15 protein-coding genes are annotated in these 16,570 nt (G+C 43.4%); all 15 read left to right on the forward strand.

Annotated features, from left to right (window positions below; translation table 11 throughout):
- Positions 1–12: 12 nt before the first annotated feature.
- Positions 13–903, forward strand: coding sequence for a glycosyltransferase family 2 protein (locus EKM80_RS07920; protein WP_125552580.1), 891 nt, complete (start codon positions 13–15; stop codon positions 901–903).
- A gap of 10 nt (positions 904–913) precedes the next feature.
- A complete protein-coding gene (locus tag EKM80_RS07925; RefSeq protein ID WP_125552581.1) occupies positions 914–1,759 on the forward strand; it encodes a glycosyltransferase in 846 nt (281 codons plus the stop codon).
- A gap of 97 nt (positions 1,760–1,856) precedes the next feature.
- Positions 1,857–2,741, forward strand: coding sequence for a glucose-1-phosphate thymidylyltransferase RfbA (gene rfbA, locus EKM80_RS07930; RefSeq protein ID WP_125552582.1), 885 nt, complete (start codon positions 1,857–1,859; stop codon positions 2,739–2,741).
- Between the two features lie 58 nt (positions 2,742–2,799).
- Entirely contained in the window at positions 2,800–3,366 is a 567-nt protein-coding gene (rfbC, locus tag EKM80_RS07935) for a dTDP-4-dehydrorhamnose 3,5-epimerase (RefSeq protein ID WP_164509526.1), read from the forward strand.
- Positions 3,367–4,350, forward strand: coding sequence for a dTDP-glucose 4,6-dehydratase (gene rfbB, locus EKM80_RS07940; protein ID WP_125552583.1), 984 nt, complete (start codon positions 3,367–3,369; stop codon positions 4,348–4,350).
- Positions 4,351–4,444: 94 nt separating this feature from the next.
- A complete protein-coding gene (rfbD, locus tag EKM80_RS07945) occupies positions 4,445–5,290 on the forward strand; it encodes a dTDP-4-dehydrorhamnose reductase (RefSeq protein WP_125552584.1) in 846 nt (281 codons plus the stop codon).
- A 33-nt stretch (positions 5,291–5,323) separates the two neighbouring features.
- On the forward strand, positions 5,324–6,532 hold the full coding sequence (locus EKM80_RS07950) for a YveK family protein (RefSeq protein WP_125552585.1): 1,209 nt from the start codon (positions 5,324–5,326) through the stop codon (positions 6,530–6,532).
- A 9-nt stretch (positions 6,533–6,541) separates the two neighbouring features.
- On the forward strand, positions 6,542–7,165 hold the full coding sequence (locus tag EKM80_RS07955; protein WP_125552586.1) for a YveK family protein: 624 nt from the start codon (positions 6,542–6,544) through the stop codon (positions 7,163–7,165).
- A gap of 12 nt (positions 7,166–7,177) precedes the next feature.
- Entirely contained in the window at positions 7,178–8,254 is a 1,077-nt protein-coding gene (locus EKM80_RS07960) for an EpsG family protein (protein ID WP_125552587.1), read from the forward strand.
- A gap of 173 nt (positions 8,255–8,427) precedes the next feature.
- Positions 8,428–9,555: a UDP-galactopyranose mutase gene (glf, locus tag EKM80_RS07965; protein WP_125552588.1), complete on the forward strand. Its 1,128-nt coding sequence runs from the start codon at positions 8,428–8,430 to the stop codon at positions 9,553–9,555.
- Between the two features lie 91 nt (positions 9,556–9,646).
- Positions 9,647–10,426, forward strand: a complete 780-nt coding sequence (locus EKM80_RS07970; protein ID WP_125552589.1) for a glycosyltransferase family 2 protein — start codon at positions 9,647–9,649, stop codon at positions 10,424–10,426.
- A 29-nt stretch (positions 10,427–10,455) separates the two neighbouring features.
- A complete protein-coding gene (locus tag EKM80_RS07975) occupies positions 10,456–11,172 on the forward strand; it encodes a glycosyltransferase (RefSeq protein ID WP_125552590.1) in 717 nt (238 codons plus the stop codon).
- Positions 11,173–11,230: 58 nt separating this feature from the next.
- Positions 11,231–12,697, forward strand: a complete 1,467-nt coding sequence (locus EKM80_RS07980; protein WP_125552607.1) for a nicotinate phosphoribosyltransferase — start codon at positions 11,231–11,233, stop codon at positions 12,695–12,697.
- Positions 12,698–12,841: 144 nt separating this feature from the next.
- Positions 12,842–13,669: an ammonia-dependent NAD(+) synthetase gene (gene nadE, locus EKM80_RS07985; RefSeq protein ID WP_125552591.1), complete on the forward strand. Its 828-nt coding sequence runs from the start codon at positions 12,842–12,844 to the stop codon at positions 13,667–13,669.
- Between the two features lie 225 nt (positions 13,670–13,894).
- On the forward strand, positions 13,895–16,564 hold the full coding sequence (locus EKM80_RS07990) for a cation-translocating P-type ATPase (protein ID WP_125552592.1): 2,670 nt from the start codon (positions 13,895–13,897) through the stop codon (positions 16,562–16,564).
- Positions 16,565–16,570 lie beyond the last annotated feature (6 nt).

The following is a 16,570-nucleotide window of genomic DNA, read 5'->3' on the forward strand; positions in this document are numbered from 1 at the left end:
GGTAGAAAGTAAATGAATACACAAGTTACCGCAGTAATCGTGACCTATAATCGTCTGTCTTTATTGAAAGAAAGTATTGCTGCGGTGCTCGCGCAAACTTATTCTGTAACCGAGTTATTGGTGATCAACAATCACAGCACTGATGGAACAACTGAATATTTAGCGACGATATCTGATCCGCGGGTACAGATTATAAATGCATCAAAAAATTTAGGTGGTTCTGGCGGTTTTACACTCGGATTGCAGCATGGATTTAACGATACAACCAGTGATTTGGTTTGGTTAATGGATGATGATACTATTCCGGATACGACCTCATTAGCCGAATTAGTGGCGGCAGCTGATTCACTAAATGGGCAATTTGGTTTTCTAAGCTCCAATATCCGATTAATGGACGGCACACCTAATAATGTGCCTGAAACAGTTAAAAGTTGGTCGGCTAAATCGGCTAATGGTCTAATTCAGTTGGCCTCTGGTTCATTTGTTTCTTTGTTGGTACCGCGTGCTGCTATAGCTGCAGTCGGCTTATCGATTCCTGAGTTCTTTATCTGGTTTGATGATATTGAGTTTACTCGGCGTTTAGCCCGCTTTGCACCAGCATACATGGTGTTGTCTGCTAATGTTCTCCACAAAACTAAGGGCGGTCGTGAGCCAGATATTCTAACGGACAATGCTAGCCGTCTGCCGCTTTATTATTATTATTTTCGAAATAAGTATTATTTAGAACGCGTTACTGATGGCCGCAAAGGGACGTTTAAGGAATCTTACCGTAATTTTGTTAAATTATTACAAGTTTTGTTCAGTAAGCAACCACAACGTTGGCGCAAAATCAGTATCATTATTCGTGGTTGGTCGGCTGGAAAACATTTTCAGCCTAAAATTCGACAAATAAAGTCAAAATGAGGTGAATTGGGTGCAATTAACTGCAGTTATCGTTTTTTATCAAACTGAACTACAGACGGCGGCAACGTTACAATCGCTGGCACGCAGTAGTGGACCGGCAACCCAGAAATTATTAGCACAAACTCATTTTGTACTCTATGATAATTCCCCACAACCGCATATAACTAAAGGATTAGACTGGTTGCCAGATTTTGAATATTATCACGATTCGCGTAATTTAGGTATCGCAACGGCTTATAATTTTGGTTTAAAAGAAGCGCGGAAAAATAAAAGTCAGTTTTTGTGGCTATTGGATCAAGATACATCCTTGACCGCAGATTTTATCAGTAAATTATGGCAACGGGTAATTCAATCATCAACAGAGCAAGCAATTGTGCCACAGATTAAGGCTGCTGGGGTTTTGATGTCGCCACGTGATATTCGGTCACCGTTTAAGGTTGTGCCAGTTGCAGCCGGTCAGCAACGGCATGTTTTAGCCATTAATTCTGCGGCGCTGATCCAAGTTGATTTTTTAAATCAACTTGGTGGCTTTAGTCTAGACTTTCAACTCGATTTTTTAGATAATTGGTTATTTTATCAGCTTGAACAACAGCAAGGTAGTGTTCAGGTGTTGCCCAGTGTTTTGCAACATGAATTATCGGTCATGAATACACAACAAATTAAAATGCCGCGCTATCGAAGTATTATTACCGCAGAGTGGCGGTACTATCATAATTATCAAAAAATTAGTGAATGGCATTATCGCGGCCATCTAGTTTTACGCTTTGCTAGTCAGTTATTGTTAAAACGGGATTTGACTAAAGCTAGCTATTTGTTACGCTTTATTCTAGGCTATAAACCCAAATCAAGTAGTTGATTTCTAGCAATCTATTTTGTGGTAAACTATTGAAGGTTAGTTTGCACGAATTTTTTGCACATAAATTAATTTTGAGCTTATTGAGGAGGAACTTTCAATGAAAGGTATCATCTTAGCTGGCGGCTCGGGAACCCGCTTGTACCCAGTTACGCGGGCCATTTCGAAGCAGTTGATTCCCGTATACGACAAACCGATGATCTATTATCCGCTATCCAGCTTAATGTTGGCTGGCATTCAGGATATTTGTATTATTTCGACGCCTAAAGACACGCCACGTTTTGAGGAATTATTCGCTGACGGGCACGAGTTAGGTCTGAATATTTCGTATAAGGTGCAGGAGCATCCAAATGGCTTGGCTGAGGCGTTCCTATTGGCTGAAGATTTTATTGCCGGCGATTCGGTTTGCTTGATTTTAGGCGACAATATTTTCTACGGTGGTGGGCTGTCCAAAATGCTCCAAGAAGCAGCGACCAAAGAAGTTGGTGCCACGGTGTTCGGCTATCACGTGAATGATCCTGAACGCTTTGGGGTAGTTGATTTCGATGAAAATCAACATGCCATTTCTATTGTTGAGAAGCCGGAACATCCAACCAGCAACTATGCAGTCACTGGGTTATATTTCTACGACAACCAAGTGGTGGACATTGCTAAAAATATCAAGCCATCACCACGAGGCGAGCTTGAAATCACCGACGTGAATCAGGAATATTTGCGCCGTGGCCAGTTAGATGTCCAATTAATGGGCCGTGGCTTTGCTTGGTTGGACACTGGCACCCACGCTTCCTTACAGCAGGCATCTAGCTTTATTGAAACTATTCAAACGCGGCAGAACCTAGAGGTTGCTTGTTTGGAAGAAATCGCCTACCGGATGGGCTATATTGGTAAGGATAAATTACTCGAGTTGGCACAGCCGTTGAAGAAAACCGAATACGGCCAGTATATGATTCGGTTAGCCACTGATCAATTGGATTATTTAGGCTAGAGCGTGTTTGAAAAAGCTGCTTTTTCAAGCACGTTTAAGCAAAGATAGGGAGATAACAATGAACGTATTAAAAACAAACTTACAAGATGTCCGCATCGTCGAAACCGATGTTTTCGGCGATCATCGCGGCTTTTTCACAGAAACTTACACCAAGAATAAATTTATTGAAGCTGGCATTGACAATGACTTCAATCAAGATAATCAATCATTATCGGTTGAACCGGGTGTGTTGCGGGGGATGCATTATCAATTAGCCCCTTATGCGCAAACTAAGTTACTTCGCGCGATTACTGGCGTGATCTATGATGTATTGGTGGATGTCCGTAAAGGTTCACCCACATACGGCCAGTGGGAAGGCTACATTCTCAGCGAATATAACCATCGCCAATTGCTCGTACCAAAAGGTTTCGCTCACGGTTTCGTCACGTTGACGCCCAACGTGAATGTGGCGTACAAAGTTGACGGCTACTATGAACCCAAAGCTGATCGCGGTATCGCTTATGATGATCCTGATATTGGCATTGTTTGGCCAATGCCATTGGATCATTTGGTCTTGTCCGAAAAGGATCAACACCATCCACAGTTGAAAGACGCAGAACTGAACTTTACTTGGGAGGCCAAATAAATGAACTTGTTAGTTACTGGTGGTGCTGGTTTTATCGGCGCTAACTTTGTCCATTATATGTTGGACGCGCATCCGGAAGATACCATCGTCAACTTGGATTTACTGACCTATGCGGGGAATAGCCATAATTTAGACGATTTAAAGGACGAACCACGGCATCATTTTGTCCACGGTAATATTACTAATCGTGAATTGGTGACCCATTTAGTTCATGAATTTAACATTGATGGCATCATTAATTTCGCCGCTGAATCCCATGTGGATCGTTCAATCTTGCATCCCGAAGTCTTCATCGAAACTAATGTCCAAGGGACGCTGGCCTTATTAGACGTGGCTAAAAAAGAAAACGTCACTAAATATTTGCAAGTTTCAACCGATGAAGTTTACGGTACGTTAGGCGCTGAAGGCTATTTTGAAGAAACATCGCCATTGCAGCCCAATTCGCCATACTCCGCCAGTAAAGCTTCCGCGGACATGATTGTTCGGGCTTACTACGAAACTTACGGGTTGAACGTGAACATCACCCGTTGCTCTAACAACTATGGTCCTTACCAATTCCCAGAAAAATTGATTCCGTTAATGGTTTCAAACGGGATGGAAGGCAAAGACTTGCCGATTTATGGTGATGGCAAAAATATCCGCGACTGGTTATACGTCACGGATCATTGCCGCGCCATCGACCTAGTTTTCCGTGAAGGTAAAAAAGGTGAAGTCTACAACGTTGGCGGTCATAATGAACGGACGAATAACCAAATCGTCCACCGTATCGTTGCCGCTTTGGACTTGCCTGATTCACGGATCAAGTATGTGGCGGATCGGTTAGGTCATGATCGCCGTTACGCTATCGATCCCAAGAAAATCGAAACGGAACTTGGGTGGGCACCTGAGTACACCTTTGATACAGGAATCGTGAAGACGATTAAATGGTTTGAAGATAATGAAGCTTGGTGGCAACCATTGAAGGCGCGCGCTGGGTTGAAGTAAATAAAATGTGAAGTAGTACAAGCGTATTGAAGCAATAGGCACGTTTGCCCTGCTTTTTCGTACATATAATTGAATAAAATAAGGAGAGCTTACTATGCGAATTTTAATTACTGGCGCCAATGGCCAACTAGGTACGGAATTACGCCATTTATTGGACGCTCGGGATACCAGTTATCGGGCAACTGATAGTAAAGAATTAGACATTACGGATGCAGCAGCAGTTGATGCTTATTTTACTGATTTTAAGCCCCAGGTTGTCTATCATTGTGCTGCTTACACTGCCGTTGATGCCGCTGAAGAAATGCCAGGTAAGGCAATCAACCAAACCGTTAACGTGGATGGGACGGCAAATATTGCGGCAGCAGCTAATAAAGTTGGCGCAATCGTTGTTTATATCAGCACGGATTACGTTTTTGATGGTGACAAAGATACTGAATACGCGGTTGACGCACAACCAGCGCCACGCAATGAATATGGCCGCGCTAAATATGAAGGTGAGCAAGCGGTACAACGGTTGGCTGACAAATATTATATTATCCGCACCTCATGGGTTTATGGTGAATATGGTAAAAACTTTGTCTACACAATGTTAAATTTGGCCAAAACGCATGACCATTTGACGGTGGTTAACGACCAATTTGGCCGTCCATCATGGACACGGACATTAGCTGAATTCATGACCTTTGTTTTGGATCATCATATTGATTACGGGATTTACCACTTGTCTAACGATAATAGTTGTAACTGGTATGAATTTGCCCAGGCGATCCTTAAAGGCAAAGACGTCACTATTAGTCCAGTAACTTCCGCTGAGTATCCGCAGAAGGCTTGGCGGCCGCGGCATTCGATCTTGGATTTAAGCAAAACTAAAGCGACTGGCTTTAAGCTAGCAACTTGGCAAGAGGCGTTAGCGGCATTCATGCAAGAAATCAATGCCTAATAGCGGCAATAATACTGCGAAAAAGGTGAACCTATGTTAGAAAACAAGAAAATTAATTGGCGTGAGATCAGTGATGTGCTAAAACGGCGGCTATTGATTGAGATTTTAGTGGCCGTGATCATCTTAGTTGGCGGCTTTTTTGCCTTGCATCTAGGACGTAAGGCACCGAACACACCAGCTAAGTACAATGCAACTAGTCAAGTTTTATTGACGTTACCGGAAAATAAGCAACAAGTTGTGCTGGATCAGACGGTCAATTTCCAGTATGTCAATACGTTTGCCGATGCGATCGGCACGGATCTGGTGGCGCGGCCAGTCCAGAAAAAGTTAGCGACACAAGGTGTTAAAATCTCATTGCGTAAGTTAGAGCGTCAGGTGAATGCACATACAAACAACAATAGTTCACTGGTGGAAATCAATGTTACTGATGCTAAAAAGAAGCGCGCTAAGCAGATTGCTACCGTCTATGCCAATATCGCCAGTAAACAGGTGAAAAGTATTATGGGCTTAGGCGCAGGAAAAGTAACGGCTAAGCCACGGGTTGCGCAAGAAACGATGGCTTTGCAACGGTTACCAGTAAAACGAATCGTCGTTTTAATTGCAGCTGCGGTCGTTTTAGGCTTAGCTAGCGGTTGTGGCGTTGAAATTTTTGATCGGCGGATTCGTAGTCGTTATTTTGTAGAATCGACTTTGGCCGCCACGCCATTTATTTTGAGCCAGCAACCCAGTGCCGTACAATTAGCGGCTGTGCGCAACGCCGTAGATATTGCTGTACCTAATGCGCAAATTTTAGTGGCCCAACTACCGGTGAGCAGTCCTGAAATGCAGACAGCCGTGCAAGCTTTGGCAGCTCATTATGCCGCTGATGGCGAACGCGTACTATTGCTGGATCTAGCGACTGATGCGGCGCTGCTAAAGCAATTAGCAGTCGCTGATTTACCGTTAGACTACCAACAAGGCGCAGTCACAACCTTGCCTAAGGCAGCGCAAAACACTGCCGCTTTGTTGACGTTAGCCGAATTTGAACAGTGCATGGCACGCTTCAAGACTGACTTTCAGCGAATTATTATACTGGCTAATTCAGCGCAGATTGCCGGCAATCAACAGTTGGCACTACATGTGGCTGATGCACGGTTGTTATTCTTGCAACAAGGTGTGACCACAAAAAAGGCTGCTTTTGCGTTACAGCAGGAGTCGCAAGCATTGGTGCCTTTTAATGCCGTTTTATATTTTGGCAATTGAGGTGTGTAGATGAAGCAGCCAAGTGTCAGTTTAAACCGTTTATTTTATTTGCTTAAAGGTGTCTTACTAAGTGGCTTGATTTTCGGCGTTATTGGTTTTATTTTTAGTATCGTTGTCCCACCAAAGGCAACGACAATCTATCATAGTCGAGCGTTGATCAGTTTAACGCAGGTACGGAGCCAAAAAATTGGCCAAACGCAGTATCTGCGCTATTCAAATGGTAGCGAATTAAGTCAAGTTTTTATCAATAATTTCAAGTCGCCAACAACTAACAAAGCCGTCAGCCGTGCCTTGAAAAAAGCTGACTTGGCGGCGACGTTTACACGGCCAAACGATATTGCGGCGATAACGCTAAAAAATTCAGGTTTGATTGAAATTAAAGTGACTACTGGTAAACCGCGTGCTGCCGTAAAAGCTGCTAATATTGCTGCTAAAGTAGCCGTGCAACAATTTGAAAAGCAATATCAACTACACAATAGCCGGGTATTAGCACGAGCGACTAGCGCAGACCGCCAGATAACGACGATCTCAAGGAGTGAATTGATGATAAAATTTATATTTGCGGGCATTTTGCTTGGTTTCCTCTGGATTTTTGTGCGCGAGCTATGGCAGCGCCACGTAACGTCAAGGTAAGGTTGGGATAGCGTGTATTTATTAGCAGCGACAACGCTCACTTACATTTTAAATTTAGCCGCAAGTCTGCGCCATTTTAAAAAGCGCTGGCTTGAGTGGCTATTTGTGTTATGCTTAATCATCTTGATGGGCGCCAACACAAATAATGCTGATTTTTTCACGTATCAATGGCTTTACAATGCCCATATTGCATATGGTGAGCCAGGATATCGGGTTTTGACTTGGCTCGGGCCTCATTTTGGCTTAGATTATCAGCATTTCCGGCTTGTATTAGCCGCTGTTTTCTTGATCATCTTGTATCGCGGTGTCAAAAAGCTGACCCAGCACTCGGCGGCATTTATGGCCTTTTATTTTTGCTACCCGTTTTTCTTGGATTTAATTCAATTACGTAATTTCATGATGATGGCGCTACTAGTCTACGCTAGTCATTTTCTGTTAGAAAAAACGTACCGTAATTTAGCTTTATTCACCTTTTTTGTTTTATTAGGTGCCAGCTTTCAGGTTTTAGGCGTATTGTATTTATTGGTGATTCCGTTGTACTATTTCGATTCACGGAATTTATGGAAAATTGGACTGTTAAGTGTCGTTTTTCTGTTTTCAGTTGTCGTGATGGTGCCGGCGTTTAGCCAATTACTGTTAAGTTTATTGGATCAGCTGCACCTCAGTCATTTATCGCTTTATTTTGTACAAAAGGTACGGCTTGGTTATTTGCCGTTTTGGTTATTTAGTATTTTTGATCTAGTGTTTACCTATTATAGCTATCAGTATTTGACCGAGCGCCAGCTTCTAACGCCACGGCAACGACAGATCATTTGGTTGGCATTTACCTTTACGGTGGTTGGTGTCTTGACCATGCCACTGTATACCTATGAATTTTCTTTTGCACGGGCATTGCGTGATGTCATTCCATTTATGATCGTGGCTTTTTTAACTGCTTTGGATGCATTACCGTGCAAATATTATTTACGTTGGTTATATATTGGCATCTTCATGGCGTATGTGGCCGCGGTGGTTTATTTTGAAATTGTCCCGTTGCTGCACGACACCGTGATTCCAGCCTTTAGTAACAATTGGCTGTTAGGTGGCTAAAGTAGGTTCAATTATGCTAAAATACTTGTTGTTTGCGTGAAACGACGCAATTTCCAGGATGTAGCGCTAGGCGATTACGGCCACTTATGCAAGTGGCCCCGCTTATACATAGTGGCTTATTAGCTTTTTAGGCTAATGAAAATCCTTGATCACGGAGTAGAAAGGAATTTAACATGAAAGATTATGATTATTTAGTTGTTGGTGCTGGCTTATTTGGTGCCGTTTTTGCCTATGAAGCAGCCAAGCGCGGCAAGCGGGTCAAAATCATTGAAAAAGACGACCACATTTCTGGGCATATCTATACGGAAGAAAAAGCTGGTATCCAAGTTCATAAATTTGGTGCACATATTTTCCATACAAGTATCAAGAAAACTTGGGATTTCGTTCAACAATTTGCCGAATTTAATCGTTACACTAATGAACCAGTAGCCAATTATAAGGGTGAACTGTATAATTTACCATTTAACATGAACACGTTTAACAAAATGTGGGGCGTGGTCACACCAGCTGAGGCCAAAGCTAAAATCGAAGAACAACGTAAAGTTCTTGGGGACAAGCGGCCAGAAAACTTGGAAGAACAGGCTATTTCATTAATTGGTACTGATGTTTATGAAAAGCTGATTAAAGGGTATACTGAAAAGCAGTGGGGCCGCAAAGCAACTGAATTACCAGCATTTATTATTCGGCGCTTACCAGTCCGCTACATTTACGATAACAACTACTTTAATGACACGTATCAAGGAATTCCAATTGGCGGTTATACGCAGATCGTTGAGAAAATGCTGGCTGATCCGTTGATCGACGTTGAATTAAATCAAGATTTCTTTGCTAATAAAGATCAATATTTAGCTGATTACCCTCATGTTGTCTTTACTGGGATGATCGATCAATTCTTCAATTACCAATTAGGCGAGTTAGAATATCGGGGCTTGCGTTTTGAAGAAGAAGAACTTGATGTGGATAACTATCAAGGTAACGCGGTTATCAACTATACCGATGCTGAAACACCATATACGCGAATCATTGAGCATAAGCATTTTGAATTCGGTAAAGGTGATAAAAATAAAACCATCATTACACGCGAGTATCCAGAAAATTGGCAGCGCGGGGACGAACCTTATTACCCAGTTAACGATAAACGCAACAATAGCTTGTTCAAGCAATATCGTGAACTAGCCGCAAGCCAACCAAACGTGATTTTTGGTGGTCGTTTAGGACAATACAAATATTACAATATGGATCAAGTCATCGAGGCAGCACAAAAAGTTGTCACGCGAGAATTCGGCGCTGACGCAGAATAATTAGCTGCGCTTTGAAAATAAAGGGCTAAAAGGCGTGATTGCTTTTGGCCCTTTATTTTTTGAAATTGACGAGATAGAAACAGGTGAAAGCATGGCACGAGTAACGGTTAGTATCGTGACTTATAATAGTGAACACATCTTTGAAGCGGTGGCGCATTTTCAAACGGAGGTTCTACCGTATTATCCGGTGACTTTACGTATTTTTGACAATCACTCGACACCAGCATACGTGCAAAAATTACGTAGCTTGGCCAGCAAACAAATTCATATTACCGCGGCACAGGATAATCGTGGTTTTGGATATGGGCATAATGTTAATTTAGCGCAAAGTCATGATGACTACTTTATTTGTTGTAATCCGGATATTTTGATCACGCAAGCCAGTTTTGCAACCATGTACAATTTTATTGCCGCACATCCTAAAGTAAGCATGATTGCGCCCAAAATCACTAACCCAGATGGTCAAGTACAACATCTGATTCGTTACAAATTGGATGTGTTTGATTATATGTTGCGTTTTACTCGGGGCAAATTTATTAAGCGCCTATTTGCTAAACGAATCGCGCGTTACGAATGCCGTGATCTTAGTGAAGAGCGACAGCAGATCAAATTTGGCTCTGGTGCTTTCATGTTCTTGCGTGCTAGTATGATGCGCCAGATCGGTGGTTTTGATGAGCGGTTCTTTATGTATTTTGAAGACAACGATCTGTGCATGCGCATCAATCAAGCTGGCGGCCAGATTTTCTACTTGCCGGATGCACCAGTGATCCATTATTACGCGCGGGCTTCGCATAAAAGTACTCGCGGGTTTAAACAATTTCTGCGCTCAATGGTGCACTATTTCAACAAATGGGGTTGGCGCTTTTTCTAAAACTCATTCATATCAAAGGGGATCTGCTCATGCTTTCAGTCTGTATGGCCACCTATAATGGCGCCAAAACAGTGGCGCGTCAACTGAATTCAATCTTGCCGCAACTAGATGCACAGGATGAAGTGATCATTGTTGATGATCACTCGACCGACGACACCGTGGCGGTGATCAAGCAAACGGTGGCAGCTAGTCCAGTGCATGTACGGCTGTCAGTTAGTCAGCACAATCATGGCCCTATTAAAAGTTTTGCGCGAGCGTTGCAGCAAGCACGTGGCGAGTTAGTCTTTTTATCCGACCAAGACGATATTTGGTTTGCTGACAAGGTGGCGCAAGTGGTAGCCGCCTTTCAACGGCAACACGCTGATTTGATCGTTCACGATGGTGTCGTGGTTGATGGTACGGACACACAAATTGCGGCGTCATGGAATCAGTATAACCACAATCAGCTACCACAAACACTGGTCAGCAACTTATTAAAAAATGGCTATACCGGCGCGATGATGGCCGTGAGCCAGCGCTTATTGCAGCAGGCACTCCCTTTTCCAGAAAAAATTGCCATGCACGATCAGTGGCTATTTTTAGTGGCCCATCGCCACCATCTAAAAACGGTGGTGCTCCGGCAGCCGTTGATGAGTTATGTCCGCCATGGTGATAACGCCACTGGGATGCAGCGGCGCAGTTTCGAAGCAATGGTGCAGGGGCGCTGGCAGATGTGGCGGGCCTACCAACAATTATCAGGGAAATAGTCGCAACCCAACCTTAAAAATGCTAAACTATCTGTAAAACTAAAAGTGGAGACTGATGATGACTAAACTATATCCGGATGACAGTTACACACTGCATACCGATTTATACCAAATCAATATGATGTTAACCTATTGGCAAGAAGGAATTCACAACCGACAGGCGGTTTTTGAATGTTACTTTCGGGAGATGCCATTTGGCAATGGTTACGCGATTTTCGCCGGTTTGGAACATGTCGTTCGTTTTATCCAGCAACTTTCCTTCACGGATTCTGATATTGATTACTTGCGTGAAGCTGAGGACTATCCAGAAGAATTCTTAACTTATTTGAAAAATTTTAAGTTCACCGGTACGATTCGTTCAGCGGTGGAAGGTGATTTAGTTTTCAATAATGAACCGATTTTACAAGTTGAAGGTCCGTTGGCGGATTGTCAATTAGTTGAAACGGCGTTATTAAATATGGTCAACTATCAAACGCTAATTGCCACCAAGGCAGCACGGATTCGTTCCGTTGTCGGTACTGATGGTGTCATGGAATTTGGTACGCGGCGAGCACAAGAAATGGACGCAGCTTTGTGGGGTACCCGAGCTGCTTATATTGGTGGTTTTGATGCCACCAGTAATGTTCGCGCCGGTAAAATTTTTGGGATTCCCGTTAGCGGCACCCATGCGCATTCGCTCATTCAGGCTTATCGTAGTGATTATCGCGGCTTTAAGGCCTACGCCGAAACACACAAGAATTGCGTATTTCTCGTTGATACTTACGATACGCTAAAAAGCGGTGTGCCAAATGCGATTCGTGTGGCTAATGAAATGGGCGACAAAATCAATTTTCAAGGTGTGCGCATCGATTCTGGCGATATGGCCTATATTTCTAAGCGCGTGCGGCAACAATTGGATGAGGCCGGTTATCCGGAAGCCAAGATTTACGCGTCTAACGATTTAGACGAAAAAACGATTCAAAACTTAAAAATGCAGCACGCTAAGATTGATGTTTGGGGCGTGGGCACGCATTTGATTACGGCATATGATCAGCCAGCTTTAGGTGCAGTCTACAAGTTGGTGGCCATTGAAGATGAAAATGGTAAAATGCAAGATACCGTCAAGCTATCTAGTAACGCCATTAAGGTTTCCACACCAGGAAAGAAGCAAGTTTGGCGCATTACTAAGAAGGCTGATGGCAAATCCGAAGGCGATTATATTACGTTTTGGGATGAAGATCCGTTGGCGGAACAATCGCTGTACATGTTCCATCCTAATTACACGTATATCAATAAGACGATTGAGAATTTCAATGCGCGGCCTTTGTTGCGGACAATTTATCATGATGGTCAGCTCGTTTATGAACTACCTGAATTGTCAGAAATTCGCCGCTATTCATCGGCAATGTTGGAGTCACTATGGGATGAATACAAACGTGATTTGAATCCGCAAGACTATCCGGTTGATTTGTCGCAAAAATTGTATGACCATAAAATGAAAATCGTGCAGCAAGTGCGCGATTCAGTGAACGGTAAGAAAGCTTAGTAATACTCAGGGATACCACGCAAACATTGTGCTTGCGTGGTATTTTTTGTAGCTCAACCTGACATACGATGTTAGGTTGAGCGGCGGCAACGATAAGCAGGGCGTGGTATAATGAAAATTAATCTGATTAAAGGAGCTGAGCCAATGCGCCCATTGCAAAAAGAGATTATTGCGGCAATGAAAACTAAACCCGTGATCGATCCGCAAGAAGAAATTCGTAAAAGTGTTGATTTTTTAAAAGCTTATCTAAAAAAATATCCGTTTGTTAAAACTTTGGTTCTTGGTATCTCTGGCGGTCAAGATTCTACATTAGCTGGGCGTTTAGGCCAAATGGCGGCTGCAGAAATGCGCACGGAAACCGGCGATAATGCATACCATTTTATTGCCGTTCGCTTACCTTATGGTGAACAAGCCGATGAAAGTGATGCAATGGCGGCAATTGAGTTTATCCAAGCTGATGAAACCATGCGCGTTAATATTAAGCCGGCCGTTGATGCCACGTTAGCAGCGTTAGAAGCGAATCAATTATCGATCAATGATTTTAACAAAGGTAATATTAAAGCGCGGCAGCGAATGATTGCGCAGTACGGTATTGCTGGTGCCCGCCAAGGTGTTGTTTTAGGCACTGATCATTCAGCGGAATCAATTACTGGTTTCTACACCAAGTTCGGTGATGGTGGTGCTGATTTAGTGCCACTTTATCGATTAGACAAACGCCAAGGCAAGCAAATGCTCAAAGTGCTTGGTGCGCCGGAACACCTTTATTTAAAGGTACCAACTGCGGATCTAGAAGAAAATCGACCCGCACTGCCGGATGAAGTCGCGTTAGGCGTTCATTATGACGATATTGATGACTATCTTGAGGGGAAAAATATTGACCCTGCCGCAGCGGCTAAAATTGAAGGCTGGTATTTAAAAACAGCGCATAAACGTCATTTACCAATTACTATTTTTGATAAATTTTGGTGCTGATTGGTTTTTTACTTGTAAAATAGATAACCAATCAGTTATACTAAGCTTAAATCATAGGGGAGTAACTTGCGAAGTGGCTCAATACTTCGTGATAACGTCGTCAACAAGGAAGTCCGTCGACTTTTCTGGTGTTATCTTAAAGAGTGAGACTTATGTGTGTTTCTGCAACATACATGGGCCTCACTTTTTGTATGCTGCGAATCTATCCATGAGGGGGAATTATTTTTGGCCCAAGAGAAGAAGTTCTACAGCACAAGCACTACTGAAGTGCAAAGCACACTCCACACCACTGAATCAGGATTGACCAAGGCCGAAGCACAAAAACGGCTGGATGAAGGTGGCGCCAATAGTTTAGTTGCTAAACGGCGTAAGACCATCATTGAACGGTTTATCGATCAATTTAAAGATTTTATGATTGCTGTATTATTAGTGGCAGCAATCGTGGCGGCATTTAGTGGTGAGACAGCCGACGCGGTGATCATCTTATTGGTGGTTGTTTTAAACGCGGTATTCGGTGTATTCCAAGAAGTTCAGGCTGAAGCTGCCATCGACGCGCTGAAAGAAATGTCGGCACCCATGGCGCATATCCGCCGTGATGGTGAACTGATCACGATCAAAAGCGAAGATGTGGTGCCCGGCGATATTGTTTTGCTGGAAGCCGGCGACGTGGTGCCAGCGGATCTCCGGCTGATTGCCGCACAAACGTTGCGCGTGGAAGAAGCAGCTTTAACCGGTGAATCAGTGCCAGTTGAAAAGCAAACTGAGTCGTTGACGGCGGTGGCTGATAAAAAAATTAGCCTCGGCGACCAAACGAATATGGCGTTTATGAATAGTAATATCACTAACGGCCGTGGTACCGGTGTTGTTGTGGCGACAGGGATGCAAACCGAAGTTGGTCGTATCGCTGGAATGTTGAATCAAACTGATGAAACTAAAACACCGTTACAAGAAAACTTAAATTCATTAGGTAAGACGTTAACTTGGTTGATTCTGTTCTTGTCTGTATTGATTTTTGTGCTAGGCATGCTGAATCAACGGGAATCGTTATTAAATATGTTGTTGACCGCCATTTCCTTAGCAGTCGCAGCAATTCCAGAAGGACTACCAGCAATCGTAACCGTTACGTTGGCGCTTGGTACTAAACGGATGGCCAAACGTAATGCTATTGTCCGTAAGTTGCCGGCAGTCGAAACGTTAGGTAGCACTGATATCATTGCCTCTGATAAAACAGGGACACTAACGCAAAATAAAATGACCGTTGAACGGCTATTTACCAATAATCAATTGGAAGTGGCTGGCGAAACTAAAATCACACTGGACAATATGGCAGTGCAAGCGATGATTTTGGCCAATGATACTAAGATGGACAAAGAAGGTAACCTATTAGGTGATCCTACTGAAACGGCGCTGGTTCAATTTGGCTTGGCACATGATTTAGATGTCGCTAGTTTGCTCAACGAATTACCGCGGGTCAATGAAGTACCGTTTGATTCAGAACGTAAATTAATGACCACGATCCATGAGTTAGCGGATGGCCGTTACTTGATCGCTACTAAGGGTGCGCCAGATCAGCTACTGAAGCGGACAACACAGTACCGTTTGAATGACGAAGTTAAGACAATGGACGATACTGAACGTGACTTGATTTTGTCCACTAACACTCAATTAGCTCGTCAAGCCTTGCGTGTTTTAGGGATGGCGTATAAAATTGTCTCCGAAGTCCCAGAAAAAGTGGACACGGAGACGGTCGAACAAGATTTAATTTTTGCTGGCTTAGTCGGCATGATCGATCCAGAACGGCCAGAAGTGGCTGGTGCCGTGCGCGAAGCTAAGCAAGCCGGTATCCGGCCAATGATGATCACCGGTGACCACCGCGATACTGCCGAAGCAATTGCTAAGCGCTTAGGTATTATTGGTGATAATGATGAAAAAGCAATCATCAGCGGTAATGAACTTGATGATATGAGTGACGAAGAATTTGCCAAAAAAGTCGGCAACTATTCTGTTTATGCCCGTGTAGCGCCAGAACATAAGGTGCGGATCGTCAAAGCATGGCAGAAACGAGGTAAGGTTGTTGCGATGACTGGTGATGGTGTCAATGACGCGCCGGCCCTAAAAGCTGCCGATATCGGCATTGGCATGGGAATCACCGGTACTGAAGTTTCTAAGAACGCTTCAGATATGGTCTTGGCGGACGATAATTTCTCCACGATTGTCGTTGCCGTTGAAGAAGGGCGGAAAGTTTTCGCCAATATTCAAAAAGCAATTCAGTACCTGCTATCAGCTAACTTAGGTGAAGTTTTGACCTTGTTCATGATGACAATTCTTGGTTGGCAAATTTTGGCACCTGTACAAATTCTTTGGATCAATTTAGTCACGGATACGTTCCCTGCGATTGCGTTAGGGATTGAACCGACAGAACGCGATATTATGAAACATAAACCGCGTGGACGTAAGTCGAATTTCTTGTCCGGCGGTTTAAGTAAGTCAATTATTTATCAAGGCTTATTGGAAGGACTGATCACGCTGACGGTTTATTGGATTGGAATTACATTCCCAGTCCATGCCAGTGGTAGTTTAGCCCATGCTGATGCTTTGACAATGGCCTTTGCAACGTTAGGCTTGATTCAATTATTCCATGCCTTCAACGTTAAATCGATTTACGGTACGATTTTCCACCGTGGCGTTTTCGCCAACCACGCCTTTAACTGGGCAATCTTAGCCTCAACTATTTTAATGGCGGCGACGATTCTAATACCAGGATTTAACCAATTATTCCACGTAACACCGCTTGACTGGCATCAATGGTTGACTGTGCTGGGTGGTTCATTCTCAATCGTGATCATTGTTGAAATTGTCAAATTTGTACAACGACGCATGGGTATGAATAAATAATACAGA

The sequence above is a fragment of the Loigolactobacillus jiayinensis genome, from assembly GCF_003946445.1.
Taxonomy (GTDB): Bacteria; Bacillota; Bacilli; order Lactobacillales; family Lactobacillaceae; genus Loigolactobacillus; species Loigolactobacillus jiayinensis.

Bases quoted from the DNA above. Each gene is read 5' to 3' on its own strand.
- EKM80_RS07920 (WP_125552580.1), top strand. From the start codon at position 13: ATGAATACACAAGTTACCGCAGTAATCGTGACCTATAATCGTCTGTCT.
- rfbA (WP_125552582.1), top strand. From the start codon at position 1,857: ATGAAAGGTATCATCTTAGCTGGCGGCTCGGGAACCCGCTTGTACCCA.
- rfbC (WP_164509526.1), top strand. From the start codon at position 2,800: ATGAACGTATTAAAAACAAACTTACAAGATGTCCGCATCGTCGAAACC.
- rfbB (WP_125552583.1), top strand. From the start codon at position 3,367: ATGAACTTGTTAGTTACTGGTGGTGCTGGTTTTATCGGCGCTAACTTT.
- rfbD (WP_125552584.1), top strand. From the start codon at position 4,445: ATGCGAATTTTAATTACTGGCGCCAATGGCCAACTAGGTACGGAATTA.
- EKM80_RS07950 (WP_125552585.1), top strand. From the start codon at position 5,324: ATGTTAGAAAACAAGAAAATTAATTGGCGTGAGATCAGTGATGTGCTA.
- EKM80_RS07955 (WP_125552586.1), top strand. From the start codon at position 6,542: ATGAAGCAGCCAAGTGTCAGTTTAAACCGTTTATTTTATTTGCTTAAA.
- glf (WP_125552588.1), top strand. From the start codon at position 8,428: ATGAAAGATTATGATTATTTAGTTGTTGGTGCTGGCTTATTTGGTGCC.
- EKM80_RS07970 (WP_125552589.1), top strand. From the start codon at position 9,647: ATGGCACGAGTAACGGTTAGTATCGTGACTTATAATAGTGAACACATC.
- EKM80_RS07975 (WP_125552590.1), top strand. From the start codon at position 10,456: ATGCTTTCAGTCTGTATGGCCACCTATAATGGCGCCAAAACAGTGGCG.
- EKM80_RS07980 (WP_125552607.1), top strand. From the start codon at position 11,231: ATGACTAAACTATATCCGGATGACAGTTACACACTGCATACCGATTTA.
- nadE (WP_125552591.1), top strand. From the start codon at position 12,842: ATGCGCCCATTGCAAAAAGAGATTATTGCGGCAATGAAAACTAAACCC.